The organism is Paraburkholderia sp. BCC1885 (genome assembly GCF_900996235.1).
Lineage (GTDB): Bacteria > Pseudomonadota > Gammaproteobacteria > Burkholderiales > Burkholderiaceae > Paraburkholderia.
On sequence record NZ_CAAJGM010000022.1, the window covers coordinates 195190 to 213257 of the forward strand.

Below are 18068 nucleotides of genomic sequence, written 5' to 3' on the forward strand. Positions count from 1 at the left end.
CAGGCGGCGCGGGCATGGGTTCCAGTCCGGCGTGGGCTTCGCGCCGGTTCGCGCCGGTCGGCGCCACCACATCGCGCGCGGCTTACTGGCCAGCCGCCGCCGGTTTCTTCTGCTGGTTGGCGCAATCCGCGGTGGCGATCATGCTGGCCTGGTCGGGCGTCATGCCCCGGCCGGCGGGGCTGTACACCTTGTCGATGATGGCGTCGATGGCCTGACGGTCCGAGTCGTCCTTGTAATACTTGGCCGCCTGGTCGAGCGCCTGGGTTTTGGTCTTCTTGTGCAAGCGCCACGACGCGACTTGCCCGGCGATATCGCCGAGCGCGGAACAGTTATCGCTGACGGTTTGCGCCGCCGCCTCCATGGCCGGCTGCGCGAGGCAAACCGCAAGCACTGCTGATACGACGACTCGCTTCATTCCCAAAATCCCGTGGTTAGCTGAAGGACGGTCCACGCGCGCGTGGCGGAACCGTCCGACCAAACCGCATAGTTTACCGGCAAGCGGCGCAGGCGGGGTTTCAGGCAGGCAAACGGGTGTGCTCGAAGGCGATTGCGAAGGTGCATGTGAAGGCAAATGCGGGGCAAGCATGCAAGCCGCCGCCCAATCGACCGGCAAAAAGCGAAGCCTCGGGAACTCAGAAGAATCTAGACGAAATCCGTCGAACGCGTGACGTCCTTCCAGGCGTCGATCTCCTCGCCGAGCGCGGCCAGTTTCCCTTTGACGAGTGCGAGAGCGTCATTGCCGAGCAGCAGATGCACTGGCGGGTCCTGCGCCTCGACGATTTTCAGCAGCGCCTGCGCCGCCTTGGCCGGATCGCCGGCCTGCTTGCCGCTTTTGGCCTCGCGGGCCTCGCGGATCGGATCGAATAGCGCGTCGTAGTCGGCGATGCTGCGGCCCGCGCGGACCATCGAGCGGCCGGCCCAGTCGGTGCGAAAGGAGCCCGGTGCAATCGCGGTGACCTTGATGCCGAAGCCTTCGACTTCCTTGGCCAGCACCTCGGAGATGCCTTCCAGCGCGAACTTGCTGCCGCAGTAATACGCGATGCCGGGCATCGTGATGAAGCCGCCCATCGAGGTGATATTGACGATGTGGCCAGTGCGGCGCACGCGCATGGCGGGCAGCACCGCCTTGATCATGGCGACGGCGGCGAACACGTTGACGTCGAACTGGCGGCGCATATCGTCGAGCGGCGATTCTTCGAGCGTGCCTTCGTGGCCGTAGCCCGCATTGTTGACCAGCACGTCGATCGGCCCCACCCGTTCGGTGATGGCGGCAACCGCCGGGGCAATCGCCTCGAAGTCGGTGAGGTCGAGCATCAGGGCATGGGCGCGGCCGGCGCCGAGCGCTTCGAACGCTTGCCGCGCGGCGTCGTTGCGCACGGTGCCGATGACGGTATGGCCGTCGTTGAGGGAGGCCTCGGCGAAAGCGCGGCCGAAGCCGGAGCTGACGCCGGTGATGAGGAAGGTTTTACTGGGAGTGTGGCTCATGGCGTGAGAGTCCTTTGGAACGTGACTGATTCGGGACAGGCCCGGGCGGGAACCGCGCCGGCGGTTCGTCCTGCTACGGCCGCAATGGCCGCAGCCGTCCTGAACCTGTGCTTGCATGGTAGGAGTCGCGGGCGCCGCCGCGAATGCCGGTTTTTCTGTCTTGCTTGCCTGATCCTATGAGCCGCTGGATTTCCGCCTGTACAGATGGCACATTGCAGACTGACAGGAAACGTGGGAAACATCCGCATGACGCCCGCAGACGATGATGACCGCATCCCCACGCAGCAACGCATGGTGGCTTTGCTCGACGCGTTGGCCCCGGTGGAGGGATACAACCTGACGGCGCTGCCGGACGTGCGTTTTCTCCGCTCGAACCGGCCGCTGAGCCGCACGCCGGTGCTCTACGATCCGGGCATCGTGATCGTGTGCCAGGGGCGCAAGCGCGGTTTTCTCGGTGACGAGGTGTATCTGTACGACGCGCAGCATTACCTGGCCGTGGCGGTGCCTGTGCCGTTTTCGATGGAGACGGAGGCGAGCGCGGCCGAGCCGATGCTGGCGATCTATTTCCGCCTCGACTTCAACGTCGCCGCCGACCTGATGCTACAGCTCGACGAGCGTCAGGGCAGCGCGCCCGCGGCCCGTCCGAAGGGCATGATGTCGACGCCGCTGGATGCGAGGTTAAGTGCATCCGTGCTGCGGTTTCTCGAGGTGATGAGCGTGCCGCTGGAAGCCGAATTACTCGGCCCGGCACTAGTGCGCGAAATCTACTTTCGGGTCCTGACCGGCGAGCAGGGCGGCTCGATGCGCGCGGCGCTCACGCGTCACGGACAATTCGGCAAGATTTCGAAGGCGCTGCGCAAAATCCATCAGTGCTACAGCGAACCGCTTGGCGTGGAAGAACTGGCGCTGGAAGCGAACATGAGCGTGCCGTCGTTTCACGCGCACTTCAGGGCGGTGACCAATACTTCGCCGATGCAATATCTGAAGTCGACGCGCCTGCACCAGGCGCGCCTCTTGATGGTCAGAAACGAAGTGACGGCGGCGGTTGCGTGTACCCAGGTGGGTTACGAAAGCGCGTCGCAGTTCAGCCGCGAATTCAAGCGGCTATTCGGACGCAGCCCGGTCGAGGAAGCTGACCGGATGAAGCACAGCTTTGCGCTGCCGCAAGCCGCGCCCGGCTCGATCTACGTGGCGTCTCACTGAGCGGACGGCGGGATGGCCTGCTGCAATCCATCCCGCCGCCGTGTGATTGCGCGGCGCGACTGTTTAGCGCAAGCCGCCGCTTGCCAGCAGTTGCTCGCCCGAGAGCCAGCCCGAATCGTCCGAAGCGAGAAAAACGGCGATTTTGGCGATGTCGTCAGGCTGGCCGAGGCGGCCGAGCGGCGTCTGCGCGACCACGCCGCTTGCCATCTCCGAACCGATGATGCCGGCCGTATGCGTGCCTTCGGTTTCCACCATGCCCGGGTTGAGGGTGTTGACGCGAATCTTGCGCGCGCCCAGTTCGCGCGACAGCACGCCGGTGATGGCGTCCACCGCGCCCTTGGTGCCCGTGTAGACGGCGCTGCCCGGCGGCGTGATGCGGGCCACGACCGAACCGATATTGATGATGCTGGCGCCTTCGCCGAGATGCTTGGCGGCCGCCTGGGTCACGAGCAGCAGGCCGAGCACGTTGATGTTGAACTGGCGGTGGAAATGCTCTTCGGTGATTTCTTCGAGGGCGGCGAATTCGTAGACCCCGGAGTTGTTCACGAGCACGTCGAGACGGCCATACGTTTCGATCGCGGCGTTGATGATGCCTTGCGCATCGGCGGCCTTCGAGACGTCGCCGCCTACGGCAATGGCCTTGCCGCCGGCTTGGGTGATCGCGGCCACGACCGCGTCGGCGCCGGCCTGGCTGGATGCATAGTTGACCACCACGGATGCGCCGTCAGCGGCGAGCGCTTTGGCGATGGCCGCGCCGATGCCTTTCGATGCGCCGGTTACAACAGCTACTTTGCCAGTGAGTTTGGACACGATTGAATCCTTTCAGAGAACGGGTCGGAGCGTCGGTAGGAGGTTTCCCACCGCTACGCTGCGGGAAGGTCTGAAAGCACTGTAGTGGATAGGCCGTGCGAAATCATGCCCCGCGAGGCGAATTCATTGGCCGGAACTGGCGAACAATAAACGGGACGCGCGCCGCACGCCCGTAGCATCGAATGATGGTGAAAAGAGACCTGCGAAGCGAACCGTTCAATGCTCGACCGACGCCGCCTGCGACGGCGGCGGCTCGCTCTGCGCGAGACGGCGTTCGAGCAGCGCTTTCGATTCCAGCACGGGTTTGCCCTGCAGTTTATTCAGTGCCTGCTGCAGCATGAAGTCGTCGCTCGAACCGAATTCCACCGGCGCGCGGTCACGATCCTTCTGGCGCTGTTCGGGCGTTTCCTTGTCGCTGTGTTCCTCGAGCAGGCGCATCTGTTCGATGCGGTCCTGCTGGCGCGCTTCCAGTTCCTTCTTCTCGTTTGGGTCCTGGATGTTCGCGAGGTGATTCGGATAATCGGCCTCGCGCGTCACCAGCGCGTCGTCGGGGTCGCCGTCGGCGTACTGGTCGACGGCGATGTCCGGACGAATTCCGATGTCCTGGATCGAGCGGCCGCTCGGCGTGTAGTAGTACGCCGTGGTCAGGCGCAAGGCGGAACGCGAAGTCAACGGCACCGAGGTTTGCACCGAGCCCTTGCCGAAGGTGGTCTTGCCGAGGATCACCGCGCGATGCGCGTCCTGCAACGCGCCCGCCACGATCTCCGAAGCCGAAGCGGTATAGGCGTTGGTCAGCACGATCATCGGCACGGTCTTGAAGATAGCTGGCTCGTTTTGCAGCGGATCGCTCGCAAAGGACGACAGCCGGTAATACGCGTAGCTGTCGCGATAGGCGCGCTTCGAATATTCGACCTGGCCATTGGTGGTCACGACCACCGAGTTGCGCGGCAGAAACGCGCTCGCCACGCCGACCGAGCTTTCCACGAGGCCGCCGCCGTTGTTGCGCAAGTCGAGAATCAGGCCCTTCAGATCCGGCTGCTGGCGGGCGATGACGCCGAGCTTGGCCGCCAGATCGGGCGTCGTGCGCTCCTGAAAACTCGTAATGCGCACGTAAGCGTAGCCCGGCGCCGGCACCGCCGTCTTCACGCTTTGCAGTTTGATGGTCGCGCGCGTGATGGTCAGCGGGAAGGTGCGGTCTTCGCTCTTGCGATAAATCGTCAGCGTGACCTTGGTGCCCGGCGTGCCGCGCATCAGCGCCGACGCCTGATCCGGCGTCATGCCTTCGACCGCTTTATCGTCGATGCGGGTGATCAGGTCGCCCGAACGGATGCCGGCCCGAAACGCGGGCGTGTCGTCGATGGGCGCAATCACCTTGATGAGATCGTCTTCCACGCCGGTTTCGATGCCGATGCCCGCAAAGCGGCCGGTCACCTGCTCCTGCATATCCTGGAAGTCGTTTTTGTCGAGATAGGCCGAGTGCGGATCGAGGCTCGACACCATGCCCTTGATGGCGGCGGTCAGGAGTTTGTCGTCGTCGACGGGTTCGACGTATTCGTGTTTGATCTGGCCGAAGACTTCGGCGAACAGGCGCAACTGGTCGAGCGGCAGCGGCGCCGAAGGCGGCTGCGCGGCCGAAGCGGCTCCGGGCATCAAGGCCGCCGCGCCGAGTGCCATGGTCAAGGCGAAATAAGAGGGCGTGTGGCGCATGATGACGATCCGGTGTGCGTGATAGCGCTCAACAGTACCGCAGGCGTTTTGGTTTCGCAATCGCGCCCGGCACGGTCAACGCGGCAATCCGCAGGTCCGATGGGCAAGTGAAAAATTCGCAAATTGAGACGCACGGTCAAGCATGGCGGAAAAATGCGATAAAAATGGCGGCGGGTGGCGAAACCGGGTTTCAAAGCGGCCCGCCATCCTGCGGAAAAACATAAAAAAGCCGACCGGGTTAGGGTCGGCTAAAGATTCTGGCTATTCCGAGGGCCGTGCCAGAACCTGAGAGAGATTGCATTATCGCATCGGCGCGCCAACCGCGTCGGCGGTGAGGCTCGCCCGGTTGGCGTCGATGGCCGGGCGGAGCCTGCTCTTTCGTTTCTGCGCAGCGCGCCTATTTCCCAATTACGCAGACGCGTGCCGGTTGGATTCAGGCTCGTGCAAAAAATCGCCGGCACGCGTGCGCTTCGGGTGAGCTTCGAGCTAAACGGCCTTCATCAGGCCTTGTCGACGGAAGCCTCGTAAATCTCGTCGATCGCTTCGCTGAGCGTCGCGTCGAATTCGCTGTCGCTCATCGACACCTTGAGGTCGTTGATCAGCGCGCGCGAGAAGCTGGCGATCATGCCGTGATTTTCCGAGAGGCGCTCGCACGCATCGGCGCGGGTGTAGCCGCCGGACAGCGCCACCACCCGCACGACGCGCGGGTGCTCGATCAGCGGCTGGTAGAAATCGGGCACATCGGGAATGGTCAGCTTGAGCATCACGCGGCTGGTTTCCGGCAGCGCGTCGAGCCCCTTGAGCAGTTCCGCGCGCAAGGTCGCCTCGGCGCCGGCCTTGTCCGGACTCTTGATGGACACCTCGGGTTCGAGGATCGGCACGAGACCGTGTGCTTCGATCTGCTTGCCCAGCGCGAATTGCTGTTGCGCGATCGCCGCGATGCCGGCTTGCGAATTCAGTTTGATGACCGAGCGCATCTTGGTGCCGAAGATGCCGAGTTTCGCCGCCCGTTCGAGCAGTGAGTCGAGACCGGGGATCGGCTTCATCAGCTGCACGCCGTCGGCTTCCTCTTCGAGTCCCTTATCGACCTTCAGGAACGGCACCACGCCGCGGTCTTCCCACAGGAACGACGGCACCGGCTTGCCCTCGGCCTGGCCGTCCATGGTGGCCTCGAACAGGATGGAGCCGATCACCTTGTCGCCGGTGAAAGCGGGCGCCGTGATGATGCGCACCCGCATTTCGTGGATCAGTTTGAACATTTCGGCGTCGCCGCTGTAGGCGCTCTCCGGAATGCCGTAGAGCTTCAGTGCGCCGGGCGTCGAGCCGCCGCTCTGGTCGAGCGCCGCAAAAAACCCCGGTTTTTTACTTACCTGCGCCAGCATCTTGTCATTTGCCATGGATAACTCCGTCGTTCGATAACCGGTTGCCGGACCCAGGCCCGTGCGGGCCAGATCCGATGCGTTCAATACGTCAAGTGTACTGCGCCAGGCGCCGATGCCGTATTTGAGCGACACACGACCGTTCGTCAGCCCCTTCGCCGCGCGCCGATTGCGCGTTTGACGATTGCATGAGGGAGCACGCTTTGGACCCGGACGGACCGGTGCGGGTGAATCACGGCTGGTAGGCGCCCGTTATTGACCGGTTCGATCCCTGACATTTCAGAACGTTCCATGACGATGGCGCATGCGGACGAGCCCGGCCGGCGGGGTTTAGCCGGTCGGGCTCGTGATTGGCGGCCTCGTGTTTATGCGGCGTCGGCGGGGGCCACGGCCGTTTTCTCGATGAACGCGCATACGGCGGACGTCACCTGCGCCGTGGTTGCGGTGCCGCCCAGATCGCGCGTGTGCAGCGACGCATCGGCGGTGACCGCTTCGACCGCCTGCATGACACGCGCGGCGGCGTCGGCTTCGCCGAGATGCTCGAGCAGCATCACGACCGACCAGAATGTGCCGACCGGATTGGCGAGGCCCTGGCCCATGATGTCGAACGCCGAACCGTGGATTGGTTCGAACATCGACGGGAAACGGCGTTCGGGATCGATGTTGCCGGTCGGCGCAATCCCCAGGCTGCCGGCGAGCGCGGCGGCGAGGTCGCTGAGAATGTCCGCGTGCAGATTGGTGGCGACGATCGTGTCGAGCGTGGCCGGGCGATTGACCATGCGCGCGGTCGCCGCATCGACGAGTTCCTTGTCCCACGTGACGTCGGGAAATTCCCGCGAGATCTGTAACGCGATCTCGTCCCACATCACCATGGCATGACGTTGCGCATTGCTCTTGGTGACCACCGTGAGCAACTTGCGCGGCCGCGATTGCGCAAGACGGAATGCGAAACGCATGATGCGCTCGACACCGGCGCGCGTCAGGATCGAGACGTCCGTCGCCACTTCCAGCGGGAGCCCCTGGTGGACGCGGCCGCCCACCCCGGAATATTCCCCCTCGGAATTTTCGCGGACGATGACCCAGTTGAGATCCTCCGGCTTGCAGCGTTTCAACGGGCCATCGATGCCGGGCAGGATGCGGGTCGGCCGCACGTTCGCGTATTGGTCGAGGCCCTGGCAGATCTTCAGGCGCAAACCCCACAGCGTGACGTGATCGGGAATGTGCGGGTCGCCGGCCGAGCCGAACAGGATTGCGTCCTTGCCGCGCAGGGCGTCGAGGCCGTCGGCCGGCATCATCACGCCGTGCTGACGGTAATAGTCGCCGCCCCACGCGAAATTTTCGAACTCGAACGCGAACGACTTCGTGGTCCGGGCGAGCGTCTGCAGAACCTGCGCGCCAGCCGGTACGACTTCTTTGCCGATGCCATCGCCGGGAATGGTGGCGATCCGGTAGGTCTTCATGTTTGCGTCCTTTGGTGACGTGGGTATCGCGAGTCGATATGGGTGAATTCTGCCCACGCTTGGGATGCAAAAACCGGTGCTAAACTCAAAGCATCCTTAACTTCAATTCACAAGTGAAGGCCATGTCCGAAGCCGTCCTGGCAGCCGATCTAGGTTTCTTCTCGACTCTTGCCGCGTCCGGCAGCCTGAGCGCCGCCGCGCGTGAGATGGGGCTGACGGCTGCGGCGGTCAGCAAGCATTTGACGCAGATGGAGCGTCGCGCGGGCGTGGCGCTCGTCAACCGGACGACGCGGCGCATGACCCTCACGCCCGAGGGCGAGCTGTATCTGGAACGCGCGCGGCGGATTCTCGATGAGATCGACGAACTGGCGGGCCTGCTCGGCAGCGCGCAGCAAAGTCCCAAAGGCTTGCTGAGGGTCAACGCGACGTTAGGCTTTGGCCGCAGCCACGTCGCGCCGGCCATTTCGCGTTTCGTGGCGCGCTATCCGCAGATGTCGGTTCAACTGCAGTTGTCGGTCACGCCGCCGCCGCTGACCGACGACGCATTCGATGTCTGCATCCGCTTCGGCGAGCCGCCGGACGCGCGCGTGATCGCGCGCCGGCTGGCGGCGAACCGGCGGGTGCTGTGCGCGGCGCCTTCGTATCTCGCGGCGCGCGGCCTGCCGCTGACGGCGCATGATTTGACGCGGCACAACTGCATCGGCATCCGCCAGGGCGACGAGGCGTATGGCGTGTGGCGCCTGACCTCGGGGCGGGGCGCGTCACGCAAAACGGAGGCGGTGCGCATCAACGGCAGCCTGACGACCAACGACGGCGAGATTGCCGTGAAGTGGGCGCTCGAAGGCCACGGCGTGTTGATGCGGGCCGAGTGGGATATCAAACCGTATCTGGCCGATGGCTCGCTTGTGCGCGTCCTGCCCGATCACGAGACGCCGAATGCGGATGTGTTCGCGGTTTATTCGCAGCGCCATCAGATGTCGAATCGGATTCGGGCGTTTGTGGAGTTTATTGCTGGGGAGCTTGGGGACGGGGCGGGGAGTTGGCATAACGCGGACATCGGCACGAATCGGCACGACGCGAATCCAGGTGCGTGACGTGCGTGACGTGCGTGACGTGCGTGACGTGCGTGACGATAGGGGCGGCAAGGTTGGCTTCTGCGCCGGTAATCAATCGAACGATGCCTGCATCCGACGTTTGCCGCTAGCGACGGGCAGAGAAACTCCGGCTTGAGATGGATATGGAATTCCCGTCGGGGTCTTTTGCATTTGCAAAACTATAACCGTCCGCTCGATGCGATGCGCCGAATTCAAGCCCCTGTTTCGCGCAATGAGCCTTGAAACCCTCAATGTCTTCAATGTCGAAAACCAGCTTGACCGAGGCCTGCCCTGACCGGATTCCCTTTGCGGCCTGGTGAACCATGATAACGACGCCTCCATAAGGCGAAACCAACTCGGCTATTCGACGATCGGCATCGAATGTACATTCGAACGCAAAGTGTCGTTCATAGAAAGTACAGGTCGCCTGCATGTCTTTCGCATACAGCAGTATCCGATTCAACGCTGGTCGCATCTTTCCCTCGGCGCTCTGAAGTAGGGGTTTCGAAGGCGGATTGTCGACGATTCGGCCGGTTGTGTCGAACGGTTCAAACCCCAATCAGCGAAACCCCGGCCCGTCGAAGAATAGATTGATTGCGCGTCGATAAATTCGCAAATCGCAAATGCCTGCCGGCCTTTTTGTAACGGTCCCGCAGCGTTTCGAAAGCGACTATCGCGGAGTGATCCGCGACATGCAGGTGCTGGCAGTCCACGATGACTTCCTGTGCGTCCGTCTGTGGCTGAAAGAGGTCCTGGAAATTAGCGGTGGACGCAAAGAATAATGTGCCATGCAGCGAATAGATTTGCGCGCCGTCATCGCCGTTGCTCACCTCGGCGCGTATTTCGCGGGCGTGCTGCCAGGCGAAATTCAAAGCGGCGATGACAATGCCGCAGAGTACGGCAATCGCCAGGTCGGTAAATACAGTAATAACGGTCACGGCAATAACGACCAGCGCATCATTACGCGGAACTTTACCGAGCACCCGCAGCGATCCCCATGCAAATGTCTGCTGGGCGACCACGAACATTACCCCAACCAATGCGGCCAGTGGAATCCGTTCGATAAGCGGCGACAGGAACAGGATGAACATGAGGATCATCACGCCGCTCGTCGCGCCCGATAATCGGCTGCGTCCTCCCGAACTCAGGTTGATCATGGTCTGGCCGATCATGGCGCAACCGCCCATGCCGCCAAACAGGCCCGAAACGACATTTGACACGCCGAGCGCGAGACATTCGCGATTCGGCCGTCCGCGGGTTTCGGTGACTTCGTCCGTGAGATTGAAGGTCAGCAAGGTTTCCAGCAAACCCACGATTGCCATAAGCAGCGCATAGGGGAAGACAATTCGAAAACTCGCAAGGTCAAGCGGGATCTGCGGCAGATGAAAACTCGGCAGGGCACCCGCGATATGCGCCATGTCGCCCAAGGTTCGCGTCGGCAAATGCATGAACTGGCTGAGCAATCCGACGCTGACAATGGCAACCAGCGCCGGCGGCACCGCTTTGGTCACGCGCGGCAGAAGGTAGACGATCAGCATGGTCAGGATAACCAGCGCGCACATGATCAGTAGCGGCGTTCCTTGCAGCCATACATTGCCTTGCGGAGTGGAGCGTTTGAAATGCTCCAGTTGCGCCATGGCGATGATAATGGCGAGGCCGTTCACAAATCCGATCATCACCGGATGCGGCACCATTCGAATCAGCTTACCCAGGCGCAATAGTCCAAACAGCATCATCAGCGCGCCGCTCAGCACCACTGTGGCCAGAAGATATTGAACGCCGTGCTGAACAACGAGCGCGACAATTACTACCGCCATCGAGCCAGCCGCGCCCGAAATCATCCCGGGCCTGCCGCCAAAGATGGCAGTCAATGCGCAAATGATGAAGGCGCCGTAAAGACCCATCAGCGGATTGACCTGCGCGACCAACGCAAAGGCGATGCACTCGGGAACCAGCGCAAATGACGAAGTTAAGCCGGCGAGCACATTGGCAGGAATGTTCGATAGCCACTGCTGCCGGATCGATTGAATCATCATGAGTTGTATTTCACAGTCACAAAAAGCACACCGCGCTTACGAGCCATCGCGCTCGAAATGCGGCGAATAATGACGCGGCGCTTTGAAAAGCGTGGCGTCGAAAGGATTCGAATGGCGAATCGCGATGTTCGGATCGAACAGGGCGCGCGCATGCCGGAGAACCCCCGGTTGAAAAGCCGTTACAGACCGGCAGGAGGGTCCGGATGAATTACATGGGTGCGTTTTGAAATGGAATTAATGTGGAGCGGCACAGAGGCCTGTTAGATGCACTGCGGCCTACGAGTCCAGGTAGTTTACCTTAGCCGGCGTAATCCCGTTGTGAATGCATTCCCTCGTGTTCAAGCCACGCGCGGAACAGCATGATCACGTCATCGGCTGACTTTCCGTCCGGGATGTAAGTGCAATAGCTGCGCGAGGGCAGGCGAGGGCCCGCAAATGGCGCGACCAGCCGGCCGGCGGCCAGGTCGTCCGAGACCAGTGCCGTCGGTCCCATCGCGATGCCTATGCCGTCAATGGCGGCCTGCAAGGTCAGATAGAAGTGATCGAAGGTCAGGGTGGCGGCCGGCCGCAGAGCGGGAATCTCAGCTCTTGCCAGCCAGTCGGGCCACAGCCGCGGCAGACTCGACGTGTGCAGCAAGGTATGCTGCCGCAGATCGTCTGGAATCCTAAGCGGTAGTCGTTGCAGGAGCGCCGGACTGCAGACCGGGAGTCGCTCCTCGGCCAGAAAAGGCCGCATCGAATAACCATAGAAGGTGTCCGGACCGCCACGGATGACGACGTCGTAGGTCTCCTTCAGACTCTCCACCGGCTCGTTCGACGTCTCCACCCGCACTTCTACGTCAGGATGCCCGGCGCGGAATCTGGCGAGTCTCGGCACCAGCCAGCGCAGCGTGAAGGTTGCGGACGCGTTCACGGAGAGTGTCCGGGAGGCCGAGGCGGACACGCCATATCTCGCGGTGGCCAGCGAAAGCTGCTCGAACAACGGACCGATCTCCGCCAGGTAGGTCTGCGCCGCCGGAGTCAGCACCACGCGCCGGTTGTGCCGTTCGAATAGCGGCGCGCCCAGCCACTCTTCGAGCAGCCGCACGTGCTGGCTCACCGCGCCGTGCGTCACGTGCAATTCCGCAGCGGCTTCCTTGAAGCTGCCGAGGCGGCCGGCGGCTTCGAAGGCGCGCAAGGCATTCAGGGGAGGCAAGGTTCGTTGCATTCGAAATAGTTTATCTAACACGAATGACGAATTTATCTGGTTTGTAGTGGATCTACAAGATAGTTATCCTTTCCGTTACACCATTTCTCCGGAATCCTGATGCTCAGCTATACCGGCGGCGTCGTGCTTTTTGCCGCTGTGCTCCACGCGAGCTGGAACGCGATGCTGCACGGCAACCGCGACCGTTTTCTATCCATGACCTGGATGAGTATCGCCATCTCGGTGGTCGCCACCTGCGTCGCGCTGGTTGCACCGAGGCCGGCCAGTGCCGCCTGGCCCTACCTCGCCGCCTCCGGGTTGACGCATATCGTCTACAACGTGACCCTCGTGCGATCGTATCGTCGCAACGATCTCGCCCAGGCGTATCCGATTGCGCGAGGCTCGTCGCCGCTGCTCGTTACGCTCGGCGCGGCGCTTTTTGCGCATGAGGCAATCGGCGTCTTGCATGCGCTCGGGATCGTGATGATCTCGGGCGGCATCATCGCCATTGCGCTGGAGGGGCGTCGCGTCTCGCGCGCGGGTACGCTCGCGGCGTTGACGACCGGCGTGACGATCGCCGTCTACACCGTGCTCGATGGCATCGGCGTGCGCGTATCCGGTGGCGAGGCGCTTGCCTACACCGCGTGGATGTTCCTGTTCTACTGGCTGATGCCGGTGCTGTTCGTCGCGTCGCGTGGGCTCACGGCGTTGTGGGCGCCGGTGCGGACCGCGCCCATGGCGATTGGCTCGTCGCTCGCCGGCGGCCTCGTGTCGATCGCCGCGTATGGCATCGTCATCTGGGCGCTGCAGTCGGGCGCGATGGGCGCGGTGTCGGCGTTGCGCGAGACCAGCGTGGTGTTCGCGGTGCTGATCGGGCGCATGTTTCTGCGGGAAGCGGTCAGCGGCAGGCGCTGGATTGCCTGCGTGATCGTGGCGGCCGGAGCCGTATGTCTGGGGCTCTGACATTGCCTGAAAGGATGGCGCCTGACGCGTTGGCGCATGTTTCACCATCACTCATGTAGAGGCTGACTCGATGAATACTGCTGCACAGGCCCCGCTGATTCTGATAACGGGCGCAGGCCGTGGCGTGGGCGCGGCGACGGCGCGGCTCGCTGCCGCAAAAGGTTATGACGTGGCGATCAGCTTCGTCTCCAACGAGTCGGCCGCGCTCGCCGTAGCGGCCGACGTGGAAGCGGCCGGCCGCCGGGCTTTGGCCATGCGCGCAGACAGCGCCGATCCGCGGCAGGTCGCGCAGCTTTTCGCGGCGATCGACCGCACCTTCGGCCGCATCGACGTGCTGGTGAATAATGCCGCGATCATCGCCCGGCAGTCCCGGCTGGAGGATCTCGAATTCGAGCGGATGCAGCGTATTTTCGCGGTCAACTCGATCGGCCCGATTCTGTGCGCACAGCAGGCGGTGAAGCGGATGTCGTACCGCCACAATGGGCGCGGCGGCTCGGTGATCAACATTTCGTCGGCGTCGGCCAGACTCGGCAGTCCTAACGAATATGTCGACTACGCCGCGTCGAAGGGTGCGCTTGAGACATTCACGACCGGCTTCGCCAAAGAAGTCGCGCGGGACGGGATACGCGTGAACTGCATTCGCCCCGGGCACATCTATACCGAGATGCATGCGAGCGGCGGAGAGCCGGGACGGGTGGAGCGCGTCAAAGACTCGATCCCCATGGGAAGAGGCGGCCAGCCTGAAGAGGTCGCCCAGGCGATTCTGTGGCTGGCAAGCGCCGAGGCTTCCTTTATCACCGGCACGTTTCTCGATGTCACGGGCGGCAAGTGAGTGACGGATGAGCGGCAAGATGGAAGTGACGCAGGTCCTGCTTGCGCAGGGAGGCGCACAGCGCCTCACCCGACGCGATATCAGTCCGGAAAATCCGCGCCGACCGTCGTCGCCTCCCAGCTATTCAAATCGTTCTGAAGCCGCTCGAGTTTGGCTCGCACTGCTGCCAGCCCGGGTTTGCCCAGCACGAGATTCGACGGCGGCGCCTTCGCTTCGACCGCGGCGATGATCGCCTGGGCGGCGCGCGCCGGGTCGCCGGGTTGCCGTCCGCTATCGGCCGCCACCTGGGCGCGGCGCTTGCCGGCAATGGTCGCGTAGGCGTCGATCGAACGGCGTGTCTGCTTGAGCGAGCGGCCCGCCCAGTCGGTGCGGAACGGGCCGGGTTCGACGGTCGTCACCTTGATGCCCAACTCGGCGGTCTCGCGCGCAAGGGCTTCGCCGAGCCCCTCCAGCGCGAACTTGGTGGCGGCGTAATAGCCGCTGCCCGGATTTCCCACCAGGCCGCCGACCGACGTGATATTGACGATATGCCCCGCGTGCTGCTCGCGCATCAAGGGCAAGACGGCTTTGATCGTGCTGACCGCGCCATAGAAATTGACCTCGAACATGGCGCGCACTTCGTCGTCTTCACCTTCTTCGATCGCCGACAGATAACCGTAGCCCGCGTTATTGACCAATACGTCGATCCGGCCAAAGGCGGCTTTCGCCTGCGCGACGGCGGCGTCCACGGCCTCGGCAGAGGTGACGTCGAGTTTGAGTGACAGGGCGTGCTCGGGGTGCGCGCTCACCAGGTCGGCGACAGCGCTGGGATCGCGCGCCGTGACGACCGCACGCCAGCCGCGCGCAAGTACCGCCTGGGCAATTTCCCGACCGAACCCGGTCGAACAGCCTGTGATGAACCAGACGGGAGAAGCGGAAGAGTCGATCGCCATGGTAGTCCTCGGTGAAGGCCGGCGCGATGCGCCTCGGCGGGATTCGGGGCGCGCATCGGCCAGCGGGATTGAGCCTGAAGAATATCGCAAGCCTCGAAAACGTGCGGGCGAGCGGGGCAGATCTCACCGCGCCCCCGAGTCAACCAGCGCTTTTCAAATGTATCTTTGATAAGCGTTTTACATAGCGCCTTGCGTGATGACCGGGAGGCCCGCTTTCCCTCTTTGCGATCACGAATGCGTGAATCTGGTCGGACTTCGGCTGACCAAGTTGGTGGGGTTATTTTAAAAATATTTAGCTAACGAGGCGATTAATTGCAATGAAAATTGCAATTAATCGCCTCTTTTCATTATGGCGAACTGATGTGAGCCGGTGCCTCCGGTTGATCGCGTTCTAAAGCCATGAATAAATAAACCTGATCGACTTGCCTCACCACCCGATCGCCACCAGAAGCCGGCTCGGACTATTACAACTCACATCCGACGAGTATGAGCCTACGTCATCATAGGAAAACCCATACGCCAGATTCGCAATACCGTGCGTATGCCAGAATTGGGCGTAGTAATTCGCCGGCGACGCGGCATAGAAGGAACTGCTCGGCACCGTGCTCCAGAAGTTGGGGTCGACGAGGGTGCCGTCCGATTTAAAGGTGCCGGGCTTATCCGCGACGTGACGTTCGACGGCAGCAATCAGATCAGGAAGCGAACCGTTGGCAAAACTCAGGAACGGCGTGGGTTTCGGCACGATCGATGTATCGATGCCGTTGGCGGCCCAGACGGTATCGATATAGTTGGCAAAATAGCTTGCATTAGCCCCGCCAGTCTGAAAGTTGCTCGCTGTACCTGGTTCGATAATGCGGTAAGGCGCGAATTGGGTGGCGGTCGATTGAAATTCCGCCGGCACTTCGGCCTGATATTTCTGGAAGGTAATCGAGCGGTCTTCGAGAAACGTGCCGTAATCCTCTCCGCGCACGACGTCGGTCCCATCCGCGCATTGCAGACGGATGGCCAGTTTGATTCCGAATGCGTCGACCCGCGTGGTGTCGCCGTTGAAATTCCACGGCACGCTCGCATTGGCTCGGCCGAGGTTGAATTCGATGAAATCGTAGTAGCTGGTGGGCGTCTGCGTCGCTACGTTGATATTCGGCGCAATGTAAAAGTACATGCGGGCCGAATTGATGCCGGGCATATCGTACGTCGGGGCATCCGCGATCGAGTGAAATTCGTTGACCGGCGCGCCGGACGCGGACGTGCCGCTGATCTGCCAGAAAATCTGGCTATTAGGGAATTTGCCGTTTGTCTGATTGAGAAATTCCACCGTCATCACCTGCGTCGCGGCGGGCACGCTCGCGGTATTTCCCCAGAAGCTGGCGGGCGGCGAGCCGTCGGCGGCAGGGTTGAGCGTCAAGGTTGCCGACGTCGATGCCGTGGTTCCGGTGCCATTCGACACTGCGACCGCGAAGCTCGCGCCCGAGTCACCGCTGGCCGCTGCGGGCGCCTCGTAGGTCGATGAAGTCGCGCCCGAAATGGCCACGCCGTTTTTGTACCATTGGTAGGCCGTAGCGCCGTTTGCGGCGACGCTAAAGAAGGCTCGTTGTCCAACCGAGACGGTCTGCGCCGCGGGTTGGGTGGAGATGGCCGGGCCGTCCGCTGTGGACGTCAGTGGTACAGCAGCCGGTGTCGTCGCGCCGGAGGTGGCGGCACTGGTCTGGCTCGATGTACCTGAACCCCCGCCGCCGCAGGCGCTCAATGCCGCTGCCAGGGCACATCCGAGTATCACGCGACCAGGTCGGGCGCTCGTGAATCGTCTTATTGTCATTTTTCTGCCTTATTAGTGTATTGATTAGAGCCATATTCGCGTTGAACAGGCGAGCATGTCCCGCTCAGTACGACGAGAAGTAAAGGATTGCGTAGCAATTTTTCATGCGTTAGCGAGATTGCCACTAACGCACCAATGGCAGAAAGCACAGATCACAGCGCGAGATATTGCTCTGCGCGCGTGACCCGCTGCAGTTTGACGCTGCGAATGCGGTGAAAGGGTGTCAAAAAATGTCAGACGAATATTAGCGCGGCACGCCGCCAAGGCAATAAGTGCGTGCTTTGAAATTGTGTATGAAGATGTAACAGATAAGGGAGCGAGGCGGCTATTGTGCGGCGACCGCGTCCTTGAACGGTATTCTTGCCGATGCGAAAACGATTGGTGGGCGACCCGCAATTGCAATTTTCGATTCGCAATTCGCAATTCCCGGCGGAACGCCTGGTTTGCTGCCGCCCGCGCGTCATTCAGCTAGCCGTGTACCGCAACCAAAGCGCGTCGTGGTCCATTTTTTCCACCGACGTCAGTTTGAGATACGCAGGTGCCTGCCACTTGTCCATCGCCACTTCGAATGACGATGGATGTTCGCTACGGCCATCCACCAGGGGCAAGACCAATACACTCACTTCATCGACGAGTCCCGCATTGACGAACGCTCCGCTCACATGCGAGCCGCCTTCGACGATCAGCTTCTTTAAATCGAGTTCACGCGCGAGCGTTTGTACGACCTTGTCGAGATCGATTTCGGACTTGCCGCCGAACACGTAAGAGACGCCAATCGATTGCAGGTAAGCGAGGTAATCGTCGGCAACCTGTTCGGTCAACACTTCGATGACGTGCGATTTAAGCGCGGTATTGTTTTTCCACGCCACGCGTCCCTGCGGGTCGATCGAGATGGCGTATTGATCCGCCTTGCGTTCGGCGAAATGATCGGTGCGAGGTATGGGGCGCGTGGCCAGACCTTTCGGATAATCCGAGCCATGCGAGATTTCCTGCATGGTCACACGCCCGCAGATCCAGGCATTGGCTTTAAACGTGGCCGCCGTGTTTTCATACAGATCGCTTGCGAAGTCGAGATTCCAACCGTCCGTGAGACTGCGGCCGTCAAGCGACGACATCATGTGAACGACAATATAGGGTTTCATGCTGAGGGCCTCTGTGCAGGGTG

Annotated in this window: 16 protein-coding genes; 4 read left to right on the top strand and 12 right to left on the bottom strand. The window is 62.0% G+C overall.

Annotated features, from left to right (window positions below; all coding sequences use genetic code 11):
• Nucleotides 1-82: 82 nt before the first annotated feature.
• Together FQ755_RS02170 and FQ755_RS02175 are read right to left on the bottom strand one after the other, a co-directional pair.
• Entirely contained in the window at nt 83-415 is a 333-nt protein-coding gene (locus tag FQ755_RS02170) for a hypothetical protein (RefSeq protein ID WP_144150523.1), read from the bottom strand.
• A gap of 227 nt (nt 416-642) precedes the next feature.
• Nucleotides 643-1485, bottom strand: coding sequence for an oxidoreductase (locus tag FQ755_RS02175; protein WP_144150525.1), 843 nt, complete (start codon nt 1483-1485; stop codon nt 643-645).
• A 246-nt stretch (nt 1486-1731) separates the two neighbouring features.
• Here FQ755_RS02175 and FQ755_RS02180 point away from each other — a divergent pair, with 246 nt between their 5' ends.
• Nucleotides 1732-2688: an AraC family transcriptional regulator gene (locus FQ755_RS02180; RefSeq protein ID WP_144150527.1), complete on the top strand. Its 957-nt coding sequence runs from the start codon at nt 1732-1734 to the stop codon at nt 2686-2688.
• Between the two features lie 63 nt (nt 2689-2751).
• On the opposite strand, the gene FQ755_RS02185 is transcribed toward FQ755_RS02180, so the two are convergent.
• The 4 genes from FQ755_RS02185 to FQ755_RS02200 all read right to left on the bottom strand — a co-directional run bounded on the left by FQ755_RS02185 (nt 2752) and on the right by FQ755_RS02200 (nt 8044).
• Entirely contained in the window at nt 2752-3498 is a 747-nt protein-coding gene (locus FQ755_RS02185) for a glucose 1-dehydrogenase (protein WP_144150529.1), read from the bottom strand.
• Nucleotides 3499-3714: 216 nt separating this feature from the next.
• Nucleotides 3715-5172 carry a S41 family peptidase gene (locus FQ755_RS02190; protein WP_260858253.1) on the bottom strand — a complete coding sequence of 486 codons (1458 nt, stop codon included), beginning with the start codon at nt 5170-5172 and terminating at the stop codon, nt 3715-3717.
• Nucleotides 5173-5705: 533 nt separating this feature from the next.
• On the bottom strand, nt 5706-6602 hold the full coding sequence (locus FQ755_RS02195; protein WP_144150533.1) for a fructose bisphosphate aldolase: 897 nt from the start codon (nt 6600-6602) through the stop codon (nt 5706-5708).
• A gap of 347 nt (nt 6603-6949) precedes the next feature.
• Nucleotides 6950-8044, bottom strand: a complete 1095-nt coding sequence (locus FQ755_RS02200; protein ID WP_144150535.1) for a tartrate dehydrogenase — start codon at nt 8042-8044, stop codon at nt 6950-6952.
• Between the two features lie 122 nt (nt 8045-8166).
• Between FQ755_RS02200 and FQ755_RS02205 the strand changes: the two genes are divergently transcribed.
• Nucleotides 8167-9138, top strand: a complete 972-nt coding sequence (locus FQ755_RS02205) for a LysR substrate-binding domain-containing protein (protein WP_144150537.1) — start codon at nt 8167-8169, stop codon at nt 9136-9138.
• Nucleotides 9139-9244: 106 nt separating this feature from the next.
• On the opposite strand, the gene FQ755_RS02210 is transcribed toward FQ755_RS02205, so the two are convergent.
• The 3 genes from FQ755_RS02210 to gcvA all read right to left on the bottom strand — a co-directional run bounded on the left by FQ755_RS02210 (nt 9245) and on the right by gcvA (nt 12381).
• A complete protein-coding gene (locus FQ755_RS02210; RefSeq protein ID WP_144150539.1) occupies nt 9245-9613 on the bottom strand; it encodes a VOC family protein in 369 nt (122 codons plus the stop codon).
• 73 nt (nt 9614-9686) lie between these two features.
• Nucleotides 9687-11174, bottom strand: a complete 1488-nt coding sequence (locus FQ755_RS02215; RefSeq protein ID WP_144150541.1) for a SulP family inorganic anion transporter — start codon at nt 11172-11174, stop codon at nt 9687-9689.
• 298 nt (nt 11175-11472) lie between these two features.
• Nucleotides 11473-12381 (bottom strand): transcriptional regulator GcvA, encoded by a 909-nt coding sequence (gene gcvA / locus FQ755_RS02220; RefSeq protein ID WP_144150543.1) that lies wholly within the window; start codon nt 12379-12381, stop codon nt 11473-11475.
• 99 nt (nt 12382-12480) lie between these two features.
• Here gcvA and FQ755_RS02225 point away from each other — a divergent pair, with 99 nt between their 5' ends.
• Complete coding sequence (locus FQ755_RS02225) at nt 12481-13323, top strand: DMT family transporter (RefSeq protein ID WP_144150544.1); 843 nt, start codon at nt 12481-12483, stop codon at nt 13321-13323.
• A 70-nt stretch (nt 13324-13393) separates the two neighbouring features.
• On the top strand, nt 13394-14155 hold the full coding sequence (locus FQ755_RS02230) for an SDR family oxidoreductase (protein WP_144150546.1): 762 nt from the start codon (nt 13394-13396) through the stop codon (nt 14153-14155).
• An 80-nt stretch (nt 14156-14235) separates the two neighbouring features.
• Here FQ755_RS02230 and FQ755_RS02235 read toward each other — a convergent pair whose 3' ends face one another.
• The 3 genes from FQ755_RS02235 to FQ755_RS02245 all read right to left on the bottom strand — a co-directional run bounded on the left by FQ755_RS02235 (nt 14236) and on the right by FQ755_RS02245 (nt 18045).
• Nucleotides 14236-15087, bottom strand: coding sequence for an oxidoreductase (locus FQ755_RS02235; protein ID WP_144150549.1), 852 nt, complete (start codon nt 15085-15087; stop codon nt 14236-14238).
• Nucleotides 15088-15514: 427 nt separating this feature from the next.
• Entirely contained in the window at nt 15515-16834 is a 1320-nt protein-coding gene (locus tag FQ755_RS02240) for a beta-1,3-glucanase family protein (protein WP_186308395.1), read from the bottom strand.
• A gap of 533 nt (nt 16835-17367) precedes the next feature.
• Nucleotides 17368-18045 (bottom strand): dihydrofolate reductase family protein, encoded by a 678-nt coding sequence (locus tag FQ755_RS02245; protein WP_144150553.1) that lies wholly within the window; start codon nt 18043-18045, stop codon nt 17368-17370.
• Nucleotides 18046-18068: the final 23 nt, after the last annotated feature.